Origin of the sequence: Blastococcus saxobsidens (genome assembly GCF_002938435.1) — a bacterium.
Classification (GTDB): domain Bacteria; phylum Actinomycetota; class Actinomycetes; order Mycobacteriales; family Geodermatophilaceae; genus Blastococcus; species Blastococcus saxobsidens.
The window spans coordinates 1-16,261 of record NZ_POQT01000013.1 but is presented as its reverse complement, the minus strand read 5'-3'; the positions used below and the strand labels follow the sequence as shown (position 1 = coordinate 16,261).

The 16,261-nt window shown below is 73.3% G+C and carries 11 protein-coding genes; 6 read left to right on the top strand and 5 right to left on the bottom strand.

All coding sequences use genetic code 11. From position 1 onward, the window contains the following. Nucleotides 1-31: 31 nt before the first annotated feature. Nucleotides 32-724, top strand: a complete 693-nt coding sequence (locus C5507_RS09935) for a FadR/GntR family transcriptional regulator (RefSeq protein ID WP_242611090.1) — start codon at nucleotides 32-34, stop codon at nucleotides 722-724. 39 nt (nucleotides 725-763) lie between these two features. Here the strand turns inward: C5507_RS09935 and C5507_RS09930 are convergent, their stop codons facing one another. Then, nucleotides 764-1,510: an enoyl-CoA hydratase-related protein gene (locus C5507_RS09930; protein WP_104528367.1), complete on the bottom strand. Its 747-nt coding sequence runs from the start codon at nucleotides 1,508-1,510 to the stop codon at nucleotides 764-766. A 301-nt stretch (nucleotides 1,511-1,811) separates the two neighbouring features. On the opposite strand from C5507_RS09930, the gene C5507_RS09925 reads away from it, so the two are divergent. Continuing rightward, a complete protein-coding gene (locus C5507_RS09925; RefSeq protein ID WP_104528366.1) occupies nucleotides 1,812-2,648 on the top strand; it encodes a hypothetical protein in 837 nt (278 codons plus the stop codon). Between the two features lie 47 nt (nucleotides 2,649-2,695). Here the strand turns inward: C5507_RS09925 and C5507_RS09920 are convergent, their stop codons facing one another. Then, a complete protein-coding gene (locus C5507_RS09920; protein WP_104528365.1) occupies nucleotides 2,696-6,001 on the bottom strand; it encodes a TM0106 family RecB-like putative nuclease in 3,306 nt (1,101 codons plus the stop codon). Nucleotides 6,002-6,192: 191 nt separating this feature from the next. Then, complete coding sequence (locus C5507_RS09915; RefSeq protein ID WP_207225760.1) at nucleotides 6,193-7,611, bottom strand: hypothetical protein; 1,419 nt, start codon at nucleotides 7,609-7,611, stop codon at nucleotides 6,193-6,195. Between the two features lie 405 nt (nucleotides 7,612-8,016). Here C5507_RS09915 and C5507_RS09910 point away from each other — a divergent pair, with 405 nt between their 5' ends. The 3 genes from C5507_RS09910 (at nucleotide 8,017) to C5507_RS09900 (ending at nucleotide 11,283) form a co-directional block, all read left to right on the top strand. Continuing rightward, a complete protein-coding gene (locus C5507_RS09910; RefSeq protein WP_104528364.1) occupies nucleotides 8,017-9,261 on the top strand; it encodes an MFS transporter in 1,245 nt (414 codons plus the stop codon). A 110-nt stretch (nucleotides 9,262-9,371) separates the two neighbouring features. After that, the gene (locus C5507_RS09905; protein WP_207225762.1) at nucleotides 9,372-10,457 is read left to right on the top strand and encodes an MBL fold metallo-hydrolase; all 1,086 of its coding nucleotides are present in this window, start codon (nucleotides 9,372-9,374) and stop codon (nucleotides 10,455-10,457) included. Between the two features lie 202 nt (nucleotides 10,458-10,659). Continuing rightward, nucleotides 10,660-11,283, top strand: a complete 624-nt coding sequence (locus C5507_RS09900) for an antibiotic biosynthesis monooxygenase (protein WP_104528363.1) — start codon at nucleotides 10,660-10,662, stop codon at nucleotides 11,281-11,283. A 64-nt stretch (nucleotides 11,284-11,347) separates the two neighbouring features. On the opposite strand, the gene C5507_RS09895 is transcribed toward C5507_RS09900, so the two are convergent. Next, nucleotides 11,348-12,373: a hypothetical protein gene (locus tag C5507_RS09895; RefSeq protein ID WP_104528362.1), complete on the bottom strand. Its 1,026-nt coding sequence runs from the start codon at nucleotides 12,371-12,373 to the stop codon at nucleotides 11,348-11,350. An 86-nt stretch (nucleotides 12,374-12,459) separates the two neighbouring features. Then, nucleotides 12,460-13,257, bottom strand: coding sequence for a hypothetical protein (locus C5507_RS09890; protein WP_130504228.1), 798 nt, complete (start codon nucleotides 13,255-13,257; stop codon nucleotides 12,460-12,462). Between the two features lie 276 nt (nucleotides 13,258-13,533). Between C5507_RS09890 and C5507_RS09885 the strand changes: the two genes are divergently transcribed. Further along, nucleotides 13,534-16,261: P-type ATPase actuator domain-containing protein (locus C5507_RS09885; RefSeq protein WP_487246492.1), on the top strand; the 2,728-nt coding region annotated here is incomplete at its 3' end.

Genomic DNA, 16,261 nt, shown 5'->3' with positions numbered 1-16,261 from the left:
CGAGCTGCCCGTCCGCGGGGCCGACGCGGCCGTGTTCCGACCGATCCGCGGTGGCAACGCCTTCGAGGAGACGGTGGAGCGGCTGCTCCAGGCGCTCCGGCTCGGCGTCGTCGGCCCGGGCGGGCGGCTGCCCCCGGGGCGGGAGCTGGCCCGCCGGCTCGGGGTGAGCCGCGCGACGCTTCGGGAGGCGCTCGCGACCCTGCAGTCCGCCGGCTACCTGGAGTCCAGGCGTGGGCGCTACGGCGGGACGTTCGTCGTGTCGGCGCCCTCGGCGGCCTCCCTGCCCCCGCAGGCGAGGAGCCGGCCGGCGGTGGTCGACCTCGAGGACGTCCTGCAGTTCCGGCTCGTCCTGGAGGCCGGCGCCGCCGAGGCCGCCGCGGCCCGAGCGCTCACCCGCGCCGACCGCGAGCACCTCACCGGCCTGCTCGCCGGCTGCACCGGCGCCGGTCCCGCCGACTACCGCAGGCTGGATTCCCGCCTGCATCTGGCGGTGGCCGAGGTGGCCGGCTCTCCGTCCCTGACGACGGCGGTCGCGGACGTCCGCACCCGGGTCAACGAGCTGCTCGACGCCATTCCCCTGCTGCCGCCCAACATCGAGCACTCGGACCGCCAGCACGCGGCGGTGGTCACCGCGATCCTGTCCGGCGACCCCGAGGGCGCGCGCTCCGGCATGGCCGAGCACCTGGCCGGCACCGCGGCGCTGCTGCGCGGCTTCCTGACCTGAGAGACCTGGCAACGAGCAGCTGACGCCGGCGCCGCGGGATCAGCCGGCCGAGCGGCGCATCGACCACATCTGGGCGGGGCGCTCGGACTGCATGGCGACGTCCCACGGGATAGCACCGTTGACGACCTCCTTGCGGAAGTTGCCGACCGCCACCCGCGCCAGCTCCGGGTCAGCCGCTACGCGCTGAGCCAACTCGAGCGCACGGTCCTCGACCGCGGCGTCGTCCAGCGACTCCCAGGCCAGCCCGAGCTCGACGGCCTTCTCGCCGTTGATCTCCTCGCCGAACAGCGCCATCGCGGCCGCGGCCTCGCGACCGATCAGCCGGGACAGGATCACGAAGTGACCTCCGCCGGGGTGCATGCCGCGCTTGAGGAAACCGGCCAGCAGCCGCACATCCTTCGACACGATCCGCAGGTCCGCCGCCAGCAGCATGTTCATGCCCGCGCCTACCGCGGACCCGCGCACCGCCGCCACCGTAGGAACCTTCACCTGGCCCAGCCGGTAGAAGGAGTCGTAGATCTTGCCCATGCCGTCGAAGGCATCGGGCGCCGCCGGGTCCTTCCCGGCCGAGGTCAGCGTCGCCACGTCGCCACCCGCGCAGAACGACTTGCCGACGCCGCGGATGACCAACGCGCCGACCTCCGGCTTGGCGTCCACCTCGTAGAAGGTCGCGATCAGCTCGTCGGCCATCCCGGGCGTCAGCGCGTTCCGCCGGTCCGGCGCGTTGAGCGTCACGATCGCGACGCCGCCGTCCACCTCGAGCAGAACCTCACCAGTTCCGGTCACGAGCCCACCTTCCTACCGAGCGGACCGGCTCCGATGCCGGCCTCGAACACCTGACAGGCATCAGACCACGACTGGGTCGGCCGTTCACAACAGACCCGAGGAGGCGGCCAGGACCCAGGGCAGCAAGGACAGATCGCGCGTCCGTTCCTGCCCAGGAGGACGGCCGGACACGCGGGACGTGGGAAGCTCAGGTCATCCATCCGACGGCGACGAGCGCTTGTAGCCCGCCGTCCTGGCCGACGTCCTCCCCCACGGATCACACGTTGTGCTCCCGCACGGAACAACCGAAGGACGAGAACTCATGGCGCTGATCGCCTGCCCGAACTGCTCGAGTGAAGACATCAACGGCACGCCCCAGTTCGACAGCCGGCTGCTCATCCACTGCAACGAGTGCGGCACCGAGTGGCTCCGCGGCGAGGCCCAGCGCGACCCCGGCCGCCCCGCGGTGCAGACGATCGACTCCCTGCACGCCGAGTTCCCCACCCCCGCCGCCGTCCGCCACGAGATCCGCGAGCGCGTGGCGATGCTGCAGGCCGAGTTCCTGCTCGACCGGCCCGAGCCCGACCCCGAGGTCGCCGAGTACCGCGCGCGCTATCAGGAGTTGTTCAGCCGTGACGGCCTGTCCACCGCACCGGCCGACGACCTCCTGCACTTCGCCAACTCGGCCACGATCGCCTCGCCCGGCAACATGTCCGGGCTCAACCGGGCCTGGAAGACCCAGGGCCAGGACAAGGCGGCGCACCTGGTCCGGGAGTCGATCGAGCACCTGCTCTACGGCCCCGAGAGCCTGCGCCTGGAGGACCGGCTCACCCAGCTGATCGACGGGAAGAAGGGCATCGGCCTCCCGTCGTTCAACAAGGAGCCGCTGCTCACCAAGGTGCTGTGCGTCGTGGAACCCGACCGGTGGCTGCCGGTGCTGAGCTACTCGGCCGCGACCGACGGCAAGAAGGAGCTCGTCAAGCTGGTCTTCGACCTGGACCTGCCGCCGGCCGCGAAGACGACGTGGACGATCGGTCGCCTGGCCACCTGGAGCAACGACCTGCTGCGGTCGCTCGTCGGCAACGACGTCCCCGACCTGCAGCAGGCGGCCCAGTTCCTCCTGTGGGCCAAGAACCAGCCCGTGGCGTCCCGCAGCTGACCCTCGGCGCCGCGGGCGTCAGCCGGCCGAGCGGCGCATCGACCGCATCAAATCCCCATGTCCGGGTCCACCGGGACGGGCGTCGCCGACTCCACCAGCCGGCACAGCGCGTTCACGCGGCGCAGCTGGTCCGGCGTCCGCACCGGCGCGTCCAGCAGCAGCGGGCTCAGCACCACAGCGGCCAGCGCCTGCGCCCGCGACACGGCCACGTTGAGCCGGTTCAGGTCGTAGAGGAACCCGACTCCGCGGGGTGCGTCGTCGGCGCTCGTGCTGGTCATCGAGTACAGGACGACCGGCGCCTCCTGGCCCTGGAACTTGTCCACGGTCCCCACCCGGGCCCCGGCCGGCAGCGCCGCCTTGATCAGCCCGACCTGTGCGTTGTACGGCGCCACGACCAGCACGTCCGCCGGCCCGATCGGTGACTCCACGCCCTCGTGGTTACGCCACGTCGAGTTCTGGACCGAGTGCCACAGCCGTGCGACGACGTCGGCCTCCTGCGGGCTCTTGTCCGCCGCCGTCAGCTCATGCCGCACCGGCACCGCTCGCAGCCCGCTCCCTGAGAGCGCCCCCTCCCCCAGCACCGCCACGCCCCCGCGCCCGTCCGCCGCCTCCAGCCGGCCCTCGTACGCCAGGCCGGAGACGAATCGGGTCAGCGACGGGTGCATCCGGTATGAGCGGTCGAGAAAGACGCCGCGGTCGGCGGGGATGGTCGGGTGGCCGTCGAGCAGGTGCTCCAGCGCCGATGCGCCGGACTCCCCCGGGTGCACCGCCTGGCTCGGCTGGGCCAGCTGCTGCGGATCGCCGAGCAGCACCATCGACCGCGCACCCCTGGCCACCGCCACCGCGTTGGCCAGCGAGAACTGCCCCGCCTCGTCGACCACCAGCACGTCCACGGCAGCAGCCAGGTCCGGTCGCGTCCAGAACCACGCCGTGCCCCCGACCAGGTTCACATCGCCGGCCAGCAGCTTGCCCGCCACGACGGCGTTGTCCGCGGACCACTCGACGTCGTCGGAACCGCAGTGCTGGCTCTCGTCGCACTTCTGCAGCGCCGGGCGCCCGACCGCCTTCAGCAGGTTGCCGATGACGGCGTGCGAGGTCGCCGTGACGCCGACCTTCTTCCCGGCGTCCAGCAGCTCGCGGATCAGCTCGGCCGCGGCCGTCGTCTTGCCGCTTCCCGGCGGGCCCTGGATCGCCAGCACCTCGCCGTCCAGCGCCAGTCCGAGCCGCACGATCGCCTGGGTCGTCGTCTCACCGGGCAGCAGCGGCGTTCCCGCGGGAACGCGACGCTCGACCAGCGCCGCGCCCAGGCAGTCGCGGCCCGCGAGCACGTCGTCGGCGGTCGCCTGGATCGCGTCGCGCAGGCTCTTGGTGTTGAGCGGCCCGCCCGGCCCGAGGCCGCGCGGCAGCGGCGCCTCCGCGGCGGTCGTCTTCAGCACCAGCCGCCCGGTCGCGGCGTCGAAGCCGAAGACCTCGCCGACCTTCTTCGCGGTGTCCACGTCGAGCGCCTCGCCGGTGGTCACCTTCGTGTCCTGCACCGGGAACGAGTACTCGTACAGATGGCTCTTCTTCTCCGGGCGCACGTAGCGCTCGAAGGTCAGCCCGCCCAGCGCGGTGCCGTCCTGCTCCAGCTCCTCGGCGTCCAGGTCCTGCAGGCGGTTGACCTCCCACCACGCCGGGCGGTCCTCGCGGCGGTGCCAGCCCACGAGGTCGCCGAGCAGCTCGTGCCCGGCGTCGTGCAGGCGCTCGGTCAGCTCCTGCTCGGCGGCCTGCGCCTCGGTCACCTTCGAGTCCGGCGCCTTGACCTGGGTCACCGGCCGGGGCAGCGATCCGTGCGCCGCCTCCACTTCGGCGCGCTGCTGCTCCAGCCAGTCGTGCAGCTCGCGGGTCGAGTCGACGTCCTCGGTGTTGTAGGACTCGATCGCGGCCAGCTTCGCGGCGTCGCCGTCGCGCAGCCACTGCTCGTAGACCAGCACGCTGCCCAGCCCGCTGGCCACCTCGCCCTCGTGCGACCGCCCGTAGAACGCCTCGACCTTCTTGATCGAGTACGACTCCTTGCTGATCCGCATCGACTGCCGGACGACGGGAAAGAGGTCGACGAACCGCTCCTCGCGCAGCAGCTGGTCGAGCTCCGCCTCCCGGACGCCGTAGCCGCCGGTCAGCTTCTTGAGCGCGGTCACCTCGTACGGCGCGTAGTGGTAGACGTGCATCGCCGGATCGGCCTGGGCGGCGGCGACGATCCGGTCGATCAGCTCGGCGACCATCGCCTTCTCCGCCGGCCGGTCGTGCGCCCACAGCGGCGTGAACCCGCCCGACCGGTCGCCCAGCCCGGCGAGGTACTCGATTCCGGCGCCGTCCTCGAACCAGGGATCGCCCTCGAAGTCGAGGTACAGGTCGCCGGCGCTGGGTGGCGGCAACCGGAGCAGACCCAGACCGGGAACCGGCGGCAGCAGCGTTCGCGACGACTCCCCCGACCTCCGTTCCTTCAGCTGCTCGGCCGCCTGCTGCTGCAGCCTGGTCCGCGCGTCGGAGCCGATGCCAGACGCCTTCAGCTGCTCCGGCGAGGCGAGCGCGAGCGCCTCCAGCGTCGGGATGCCCGCCGCCCGCAAGAGGTCGCGATGGTCGCCGCGCATGCCGGCGACCAGACCGAGGTCGTCCGCCTCCCGCAGCTCGCCGTTGCAGCGCTCGGCCCAGCGGCACTGCTCGCAGTAGCCGATCGGCGACGGCCCGGTCTCCGGTGGCGCCTCGACGAACGTCTCCAGCCGGGTCCGGGCCCGCCGGGCGTACGCGGCGACGTCGCTCAGCCGCCACGGCCGCGAGACGCCGTCGCCGGTGACGACGTGGACGAACTCCGGTGCCACGCCCTGCAACTTCGTGAGCCGCTCGGCGTAGGTGGCCATCTGCAGCAGGGCAGCCACCTTGAGCTTGCGCGCGAGCTTGGTGTCGGCGATCTCGTACGACCAGTCCCCGAACAGCGGCGACGGCCGGTCGACGCGGAGCAGGAAGTCGGACTGCCCGCCCCAGGCGCCGTCGAAGAACGTGCCCTGGTAGACGACGTCGACGCCGCTGCGCATCGCCTCGACCGTCTGCTCCTCGGCCCGACGGCGTCCGTCGGCGTCGAAGACCGTCTCGATCCGCGCGATCGACCGCCCCTCGGCCGCCAGCGACGCGAGGTACTTCTCCTCGTGCGCCATGCCCCGGTCGAAGACGAACTGCAGTTCCTCGGTCGTCTCGACCTGCGGCGCCGACCACTCCCCCGCGGCCACACCAAGATCGAGCCGGGTCAGGTGCCGGCACTCCTGGTGGGCCGTGAGGTCGGTCGGGCTGAGCACCAGCCGCCCGTCGAGTCGCTGCATCGCCCCGTACCTCCCGTTCGCCGGTCCCAGACAACGGTGTCGGACCTATGCCTGAGACGGTTAGCGCACACGTCTGACCGAACGGGCATCTCGCGCGTCGTCCGCGTCGGATCTCACCTGTCCGGAGTCAGCCGTCAACGGCCGTGGTTCGTCTCCGACGGCTGAACGACCTGCCACTTTGTCCGCGACCCTTAGGACGTAGCCGGCTCCTCACTCAGGGAGGAGGAACCGTCACCCCCGTCGTCTGGGTCAGCGCCGGACTCGCCGTCTTCGACCGGCTCCACGCCGTCCTGGGACGAGAGCGCTGTACTGACGAGAGCTGTCCGTGACTCCCCGGGCACGTCAGTGACCTCCCGCATCTTGGGAGGCGCGGCCGTCCACGCCTTCAGGTGCTGCAGCACCTCGCCGTAGAACGTCTCGACCGCGTCCAGCACAGAGTCGATGGCTGCGCCGCGACCACGGCCGCGCTTTGTGCCGAGCGGAGTTGTGTGGGCGATGCGGAAGGACCGAAGCTCCTTCTTGGGGTCCTGAATAAGCAAGTTGGGATCCTCACGAACCGACTTCAAGAGGTCCGCCGCCCCTGGTCCGCGGGTGTGCAAGGCGAAGGCCTCCAGGCGAACGGAGTCCGGCGCGGCCTTCAGCTGTCGAACGAGCCAGTTCACCCGAGTGGTGGAGCGACCATCTCTGGGGGCGTCGACGTCCACATGCACGGTCACCCGGCTCGCGCGGAGATCGAGCTCGATGTTCAAGGGGGCGACGGCATTTGGGATCCGAATGGCGCCGTTCAGCCGCCCCTCCTTGACCATGCCGTCAACCAGGGCAGCGGATCGAAGCGCCGGTTCAGCGGCTTCCCGACGACTGACGACGGGAACGACCTCGGTTCCGAGGGTCCGCCCCAGCCGCAATGAGGCGTAGCGGAGCAATGCGTCGAAGCGGGCAGCCACGTCGGCCACGCCCTTGTCCGAAGCGCGCAGCGTTCCCGCGCTCACGGCGTCCCTCACCGCAACCCAGGAGGGCCCCATGTCCTCAAACTCGAGCGCGCCGGATCGAGGGTGCTCCAGGTAGCGGATCAGTTCACCGAGGATCCATGCCTGGTCGGGGTCGGCCACGCCGCGGTGTTCCTTCTGAACCACTGCTTCGGCCAGGATCTGGCTCCACGGCAGGTGATGCATGGCCACCTTGCGGAGCTTCCGCTTGTCGACCTTGGTCGGGTGCTGACCGGCAGAGGGCGGGATCTCGTTGCTGATCGTGATGAGCGCATCGAATCCGTTCTCCCGAGCGATATCGAGGTAGTTCTCCAGCTGCTCAACGGCGAGCTCATTCGTACCGGTCTTGACCTCGACGAGCGCCGTCCAGCTTCGCTGACCGCGCGTCACCCTGATGAGGCCGTCGGGGTAGCACCGCTTGTCACCGAGCATGAATGGAACCTCGATGAAGGCCTGGATGTTGCCTGCGGGCGCCCCCAGCGGCTGGGTCAGGCCGCGACCGAACTCCCGAACCGCCGTCACCACCGCCAAGAGTGCGGAGGTAGCGCGACGCTCCTGCTCCTCCGCCCCGTTGATCCCCGAGGTCGGGATCAGGCGTGCTTCGTGCCAGGCCTCTTCCGCCATACAGCTCGACGTCCTTCGCTCAACGCTGACAAACAGTGGTTCAGGACACTAACGAGCCCGCGCGTCTCCGCTGGGAGGCCGGTTGTGTCGGGACCACCCTTCGTCCAACGCGACCCTTTCGCCCCTCAAGCCCTCCGCGGGCATCCGCCAGCGCCTTGAGCGCGGCCGGCCGTTCCAGGCGACGAACCGGAACCGCTGCCTTCTACGCCAGCCGACGCAGTGGCACATCCGTGAGGCTCTGTGTCGGCGAGCCACTTCGCTCAACAGGGATGCCGTTTCCCTTCGGTCACCTGAACAGACGGGAGCTAGGATCGCCGGAGTTCCTGAACGTTCCGTGTGTAACTACCTGCTGCCGGCTCCGCCGGCGGATCAAGGCGGCACGCCCGATCCGCAGCAGCAGAGGTCATGTTCCGCACGCGCCCGACCGGCAACGCGCTCATCCGCTCCGCCGGTCTCTCCTACTTCCCGCTCGCGTTCGTCGCGCGGCTCCCGTTCGCGATGATGATCGTCGGGGTGCTCACGCTCGTCGTCGCCGAGCGCGGCTCGGTCACCCTCGGTGGCCTCAACTCCGCCTTCGCCGGCCTCGGCACCGCGCTCGCCGGCCCGCTGCTCGGCGCCGTCGTCGACCGGTTCGGCCAGCGCCGGGTGCTCGTCCCGGTCGGGCTGACGAACGCCGCCCTGCTCGGCGTGTTCCCGCTCGTCGTCGCCGGCACTGCGGCCGACGTCGTCGTCCTCGCGCTGTCGGTGCTGATCGGCGCCTCGGCGCCGCAGATCGCGCCCATGTCCCGCACCCGGCTGATGGCGATCATCCGCCGCTCGGTGCAGCCCGACCGTCGCGAGAAGGTGCTCAGCGGCACGATGGCCTACGAGTCGGCCGCCGACGAGATGGTCTTCATCGTCGGCCCGTTCCTCGTCGGGCTGCTCGCCACCGCGATCGCCCCGTGGGTCGCCATCGCCGGCGCCAGCGCCTTGACGTTCGTCTTCGTCACCGCCTTCGCCCTGCACCCCTCCGGGCGGCTGCACCAGGGCACGAACGAGACGCACACCGAGCAGGCGCCCGCCCGCGAGCTCGTCCGGTTCAAGCTCCTCACCGTCGTCGTCGGCACGCTCGGCGTCGGCCTCTTCTTCGGCGCCACCCTGACCAGCCTCACCGGGTTCCTCGCCGCCGACGGCGACGGCGACAGCGCCGGCCTGCTCTACGGGATCATGGGCATCGGCTCCGCCGTGCTGGCACTCGGCACCGCCGCGCTACCCCAGCGGTTCGCGCTCAGGGCGCGCTGGCTGGCCTTCGGGTCGCTGCTGCTCGCCGGGGCACTCCTCTACGCCAACGCCGGGTCGGTGACCGGCCTCGTCGTGGCGCTGGCGATCCTCGGCTGCGGCGTCGGCCCGACGCTGGTCACCCTCTACAGCCTCGCCGCCGCCCACAGCCCGGCCGGCCGCTCGGCGACCACCATGACGATGCTCGGTTCCGCGATCGTCGTCGGCCAGGCACTCACCTCCGCGGTCACCGGCCTCGTCGTCGACCGGCTCGGCCCGGACGCCGCACTCGCCGCTCCTTCGCTCGCGGCGGCGATCGTGGTCGCCGCCGCCGTCGCGCACACGGCCTCGACCCGGCGCGACGCGCGCCGGCTGGAACCCGTGCCCGCCTGAGCGCTCGGGTCTGCCGGCGTCACGGCTCGGCCCTAGTGTGAGCCAGGTCCCACCCGATCTGACTCCACGGACGCCGGCCCCCAGGTGCGCCGGCGCCGGAACGGACTGACATGACTTCTCCCGAGTTCGGTCGCCTGTCCCGACGGACCCTCTTCGGTGTCGGCGCGGGCGCCGTGGTGGCCTCCGGCGTCCTGGGCTCCCTCGGCTCGTCCGCCGCTGCCGCCACCGACGAGCAGCCTGCACAGGTACCGAAGGAGGGGATGTTCGCCGTCACGCTGGGCACCGGCGCCGGCCCGGCCATCCGGGGTCCGCGGATCGGCATCTCCACCGCGGTGGTCGTCGACGGCAACATCTACCTGATCGACGCGGGCCTCGGCATGGTCCGGCAGGCGACCGACGCGGGCCTGACCATGGACCGGCTCCGCGCGCTGTTCATCACCCACCTGCACTCCGACCACATCAGCGAGGTGCCCGCCCTCCTGCTCTACAACTGGGGCCCGGGCGTGAAGGGCATCGTCGAACCGGTCCGCGTCCTCGGTCCCGGGCCGGCGCGGTTGCCGCACGGCGCCGAGGTCCACATCCCGCCACCCACCGGCGGCACCGAGCGGTTCGTCCGCGACCTGCTGGAGACCTACGCCTACGACATCAACCTCCGGGTGCACGACGAGGGCCGGACACCGCTCGACGACCTGGTGCAGGCGGAGGACATCGAGATCCCGAAGTCGGCCCGCGCGGACGTCGACCGCAACCCGGCCCCGGAGATGGACCCCTTCCAGATCTACCAGGACGACCACGTCCGCGTGACGGCCACGCTGAACAACCACCCGCCGGTCTTCCCGTCGTTCGCCTTCCGGTTCGACTCGAGGTACGGCTCGGTGGTGATCTCCGGAGACACGACCGAGCACCCCAACGTCGTCCGGCTGGCCACCGAAGCGGACATCCTGATCCACGAGGCCATCAACGCGGACTTCTACAAGAAGCAGCCCAACATCCCTCCAGCGCAGCTCGAGCACATCCTCGACAGCCACACCGACCTGGAGGGCGTCGGCCGGGTGGCCAGGGACGCCGGCGTCGGGCACCTGGTGCTCAGCCACCTCGGCGGCATCGCGGGCGACGCCGACGCGGCGGTCACCCGGGAGATCTTCGACCCCGTGACCGTCGCCGTCGACGGCCAGGTGTTCCCGGTCGCGGGCTGACCCCAGACGGTCAGGGATCCGGTCGCCCCGGCCGGATCCCTACCGGTCGGACGGCGCACTCCCCCGACGCCCGACCGCTCCATCCTGAGCCGCGGAGGACGGGCCACGTCCGCACCCGTTGACAGCGGGCGGCAGCCGAGAAGCATGGCCTTCGCGGCGACGCCGCAGGGGCGCCGCGCCTGTCCCAGGAAGGGAGGGCGTCATGTACGCCCGCACCACCACCATCACCGCCGACCCCAACCGCATGGACGACGGCATCGCCGACGTCCGCGACAACGTCATGCCCGCTGTCGGTGACATGCTCGGCTGCGTCGGGCTGTCGATGCTCTGCGACCGGGACTCCGGTCGCTGCATCGTCACCACCGCCTGGGAGAGCGAGGAGGCCATCGCCGGCAGCCGCGAGAGGGTGCGCGCCCTGCGCGAGCGCGCCACGGAGCAGTTCGGCGCCCGCAGGGCCGAGGTGCAGGAGTGGGAGATCGCGGTCATGCACCGCATGCACACCGCCGGCGACGACGCCTGCGCCCGCGTCACCTGGACCCGCGTCGACCCGGGCACGATGGACCGCGTCCTCGACGTCTTCCGCACGAGCCTCGTCCCGCGGATGGACGACCTACCCGGCTTCTGCAGCCTCAGCCTGCTGACCGAGCCGCAGAGCGGCCTGGGCTGCGTCACCGCCGTCTACACCGACCGCACGGCCATGGAGGCCTCCCGCGAGCACGTCATGGGCATGCGCGAGGAGTTCAGCCGCCAGATGGACATGGACGTCACCGAGGTGGCCGAGTTCGACCTCGTCCTCCACCACCTGCGCGTCCCCGAGATGGCGTGACGGCCAGGACGAACCGGACGACGGGCCCGGCCACCGACAGGTGACCGGGCCCGTCGTTCCCGGATCAGCCCAGACCGTGGGCCCGACGGCGGCCGAGCACCGTCAGCCCGAGGCCCAGCACGAACGCCAACAACCCACCGAGCAGCGCCCGGATGATGGCGGTGCCGGTGTAGGCGAGCGTCGCGTCGGTGCCGGCGGCGCTGCTGAGAACCGCCGCTCCGCCGCTCAGCCCGTCGCGCGGCGATCCCGTTGCCCCGGCGGGCACCAGGCCCACGGAAGCGCCCGGCCGACCGGACGTCGGCGTGGCCGGCGTGACCGGCGCAGCCGGCCCGGTGCACGTGGCGCTCGCACCGCCGAGGACCCCGACGGCGTTGCCGCAGACGGTGACCGGCGCCTCGACGCCGACGCCGTCCGCCGAACCGCCCGCGACGGGCGCCGGGGCGGCGCAGCTCGCGCCGGCATCACCCAGGACCGCCACCGCGTTCCCGCACACCAGAACCGGCACGACGACGCCGACGCCGTCCGTCGAACCGCCCGCGACGGGCGCCGGGGCGGTGCAGCTCGCACCGGCATCACCCAGGACCGCCACCGCGTTCCCGCACACCAGGACCGGCACGTCCACGCCCACGAGCGACGCGTCGCCGCCCGGCTGCGCCGCAGCGCCGCCGTCGGCCGGCGGAGCACCGGCCGCGGTCGCGGAGCCGAGGACCGCGACCGCGTTGCCGGTCACGGTCACCGGCACGTCCGCGTCGACCGCCGACCCCGCGGACCCACCGGAGGCCGGAGCAGCCGAGGGCTGGGCCACGTCCAGCCCGCCGGCATCGGCGGCGTTGCCGCCGATGGTGATCGGGACGGCGACCGACACGCCGCCGACGTCGGCGGCCACGGTGCCACCGATCGCCGGCAGTTCGATCTCGGCCGGCGTGCTGCCGGGTGCCGTACCCAGCAGCGCCAGCGTGTTGTCCGTGACGGTGACCGGCGCGGTCACCGCCACCGCGGTCTCGTCGGCGGACGCGAGGCCGGTACCGGCGGCGAGCAGGCCGCCGGTGAACAGGGCCGTCTGCAGCCCGCGCTTCATCCACACGTTCATGAGGGGTTCCTTCTCTGACTGAGGGACCGGTCCGATCGGACCGGGTGGGATGGCCGCGGTCAGCTCGGGGGCTGACCAGGGCGCCCTCAGTCGGGAGCGAAGGCGGGGTCGAACGCGCGGTCGGCTGCGGCGTCGCGCGCACGGTCGGCGGCAGCGCCCAGCGCTGCGCCGTCGGCGGGAGACGCTCCCGGGGGCAGGTCGGCCGCCGGCTGGTCGGGGAACGACGGTCCGCCGACCGACACCGGCGCCGGCGCAGCGGCCGGTCCGGGCACCGGCATGCCGTGCCCGCCGGGGACGGCGACCGGCGCTGCCGTGCCGTCGGCGGCCGGGGTCCCGGCGGCGGCGACAACGGGACCGGCGGCGTCCGAGGCGGGGGTCGGGACGTCGAGCTGCTCCTCCGTCGTCGACGATGCCGGCCCGCGCACGGGCTCCGCACCGGCCACGTCGGCGGCGACCGGCATTTCGGTCGGAGCAGACACCAGGTCCGCGACGTCGCCCGGGACGGGCCGGACCAGCGGCTCGGGCACCGGCGGGACGAGGGCGGCCACCGGCGCGGCGACGTCCTCCACCGCACCGACGACCACGGGGAGGATCGGCGTCTGCGCCACCGGCGCCACGGCCGGCTCCACGACGGGCGCTCCGACCACAGCGACCGGTTCCACCGCGGTGGGCGCCCGGGACAGCAGGCGGTCGGTCGGTTCGGCGAGCGCCTGCACCGGCGCGGCGAGCGGAGCCGACGGCGGCGGCGCGTCCGCGGCCGCGGCCGACGAGGCGGCCGAGCCGGCCAACCACAGCCCGGCACCGAGGCCGGCCAGCAGCAGCACCCGACGAACCGGCGTCGACCCGTTCGGAGGGCGGAGGGCAGCGACAGCGTCCTGCGACATCGCATACCTCCCACCGACAGTGATCGACCTATCACCATCAGTAAGAGGGCACTGCTCGGTGTGCGCCATCCGAGACGCGTCCCTCGATGGGGTGCAGCAACCGGGATCCGGTCACCGTCGGTGAGATGCGGGCCGTCAGCGGGAGGCCTGCTGCCGTGGAGGGGCACGCGGACCGCCTCCCGGAGAGCGACGAGGCCTGCCACGCATCGGAGTGCTGCCGCCGACCGGCCGGCGACGTACGGTTCACAGTGACCGTCGTCACACGGAGGGGGCGTCATGGCTCTGCTCCGCCGGCTCGCCTCCGCCCGCAGCGCCGCGCACGAGCTCGCCTCCCTGGCGACCGACACCGCCGCGCTGGCCGCCGTCCCGGTCCTCGTCGGCGCCGGCCTGGTCGGTGGGACGACGACCCGGGCTGTCCGCGCCGGGGTGTCCGGCTCGCTGCACCTCGCCAAGCACGCGGCGGTCTCCGGGACCCGGGCGATCGGCACCCTGGTCACCGGCGCCGACCCCCTCCCCCGCGGCCACCTGCACGACCTGGTCGACGCCGCCAAGGGCATGGTCGAACCGCCCAGCGCCCGGCACACCCGGCGGGTCTGGGGCGACCGCGACCGGCTGCAGGTCGAGCTCGCCGCCGACGACGAGACCCCGGAGGCCAAGCGCGCGCTGCGCCGCCACCTGGAACGGCTCGAGGGCGTCGAGTGGGCCACGGTCAACGACGTCGTCGGCCGGGTGCTCGTCGCCGTCGACTCCCGCCGCGTCGGCATCGAGGACGTCGTCGGCGTCGTCACCGAGATCGAGCAGGCGCGCGGCGGCACCGGCATCTTCCCCGAGCGCCCCGACCACCCGGCCGACCTCGAACCGCTGCTGGCCGCGATCGCCGCCGCGGCGGTCGACACCGCCGCCGTCGGCGTGGCCGCGGTGGCCAAGGCGCTGCCGATCCCCGCGCTCACCCGGCACGCCACCCTGCTCATGGCCCTGCTGGACACCCAGCAGTGGCTCAAGCGGGCGGTCTCCGACCGCATCGGCACGGTCGGCACCGAGCTCGCCTTCGAGGGCACCAGCGCACTGCTGCACTCCCTCACCCAGAGCCCCACCGTGCCGGCGCTCAACGCGGCCGCGGCCATCCAGCGGGCCCTCGAGGTGCGCGCCCGGCGCCAGGTGTGGGGCCGCCGGGAGCGGGAGCTGTGCCTGCCCGAACCGGACGACGACGCCGAGCCGCTGCCACCCCCGCGGTCCCGGCCCGCTCCCCTGCCGGCCGGCCCCGTCGAGAGCTACCGCGCCCGGCTCGGCCCCACCGAGCTCGCCGCCGCGCTCGGCCTGCTCGCCCTCACCCGCCGGCCCGGCCGCTCCGCGGACCTGATGAAGGCGCTCACCCCGCGCGCCGCCGTCTTCGGCCGGGAGTCCTTCGCCACCTCGCTGGGCCTGCTCATGTCCCGCCGGGGCGTCCTCCCGCTCGACGGCTCGGCCTACCGCCGGCTCGACCGCGTCGACACCCTCGTCGTCGACGGCGCCACCCTCTGCACCGGCCCGCGCGTGGTGGTCGAGGCGACCGGCGAGGACGACGACTGGGACGACGCCGCGGTCTGGACGGCGGCCACCCGGCTGCTCGCCGGCACCGGTCCGGACGGCGTCCGGCTCGGGCCGCCGCGAGCCACGGACGACGCCCCGGGCGGCGAGGTCCGCTCGCTGCTCTCCGGACGCCGGCGGGTCGGCACGGTCACGATCGCCCCCGAGCTCGATCCGTACGCCGAGGCGCTGCTCTCCGCGGCCACGGACGCCGGCCTGCGGCTGGTCCTCACCCCGCACGTCAGCGCCCGCGAGATCGCCGGACTGGCCGACGAGGTCGTCGACGAAGCTCTCGTGGCGGTCGTCCGCGGCCAGCAGGAGGACGGCCATGGCGTGCTGCTGGTCTCCGCCACCGACGGCCTCGCCCTCACCGCCGCCGACATCGCGGTGGCCCCCGTCCTCGAGGGCCGGGCGCCGGCGTGGGGCGCCGACCTCGTCACCGGGTCCGGCCTCGCCGACGCCTGCCGGATCGTTCCCGCGACGGCGGACGCGAAGGCGTTCGGCCGGCGCGCGGCGAGCGCCTCGCTCACCGGCAACGTGCTCGGTGCCCTGCTCGCCGCCGTCGGCAGCCCGCTCCACGGCCAGCGGAAGGCCACCACCCCGGGCAAGTGGGCCACCGCCACGACGATGGCCACCGGCACCTGGGCCGCCGTCCGCACCGCCCGCCGCCCGGTGCCTCCGCCCACCGTGCACACCCCGTGGCACGCGCTCGAACCCGACGACGTCCGGCGCCGGCTGGCCGACCTGCCCGGCGACGACGCGCACCCGCCGACCCGCCTCGCGGCCGCCGCGCAGCGGGTCCGGAAGCATCCCGTCGTCCACGGTCCGGCGAGGTTCGCCCGCACCGTCGGCGCCGAGCTGGCCGATCCGCTCACTCCGATCCTGGCCACCGGGGCCGCGGCGACCGCCGTCCTCGGCGACGCCACCGACGCGATCCTGGTCGGCAGCGTCACCGTCATCAACGCGCTGGTCAGCGGCCTGCAGCGGCTCCGCGCCGAGACCGCGCTGGAGGAGCTGCTGCTGGAGCAGGACAGCTGCGTGCGCCGGGAGACCGACGGCGGCGCCGAGGAGGTGCCCGCGACCGCGCTCCGCGTCGGCGACGTCGTGCTCGTCGAGGCCGGCGACGTCGTGGCCGCCGACGCCCGGCTGCTGGACGCCGAGGACCTGGAGGTCGACGAGTCCGGGCTCACCGGGGAGTCGCTGTCGGTCGGCAAGTCGCTGCCCGCGACGCCCGGGGCCGAGGTCGGCGACCGCACCTGCATGCTCTTCGACGGCACCACGGTCGTGGCCGGCCGCGGCCGGGCCGTCGTCGTCGCCGTCGGTTCCGCGACGCAGGCCGGGCGCGCCGCACGGGCCGCCGGGGGCGCGGCCCCACCCGCCGGGGTGCAGGCGCGGCTCGGTGAGCTGACCCGCTCCGTCCTGCCGATCACGCTGGCCG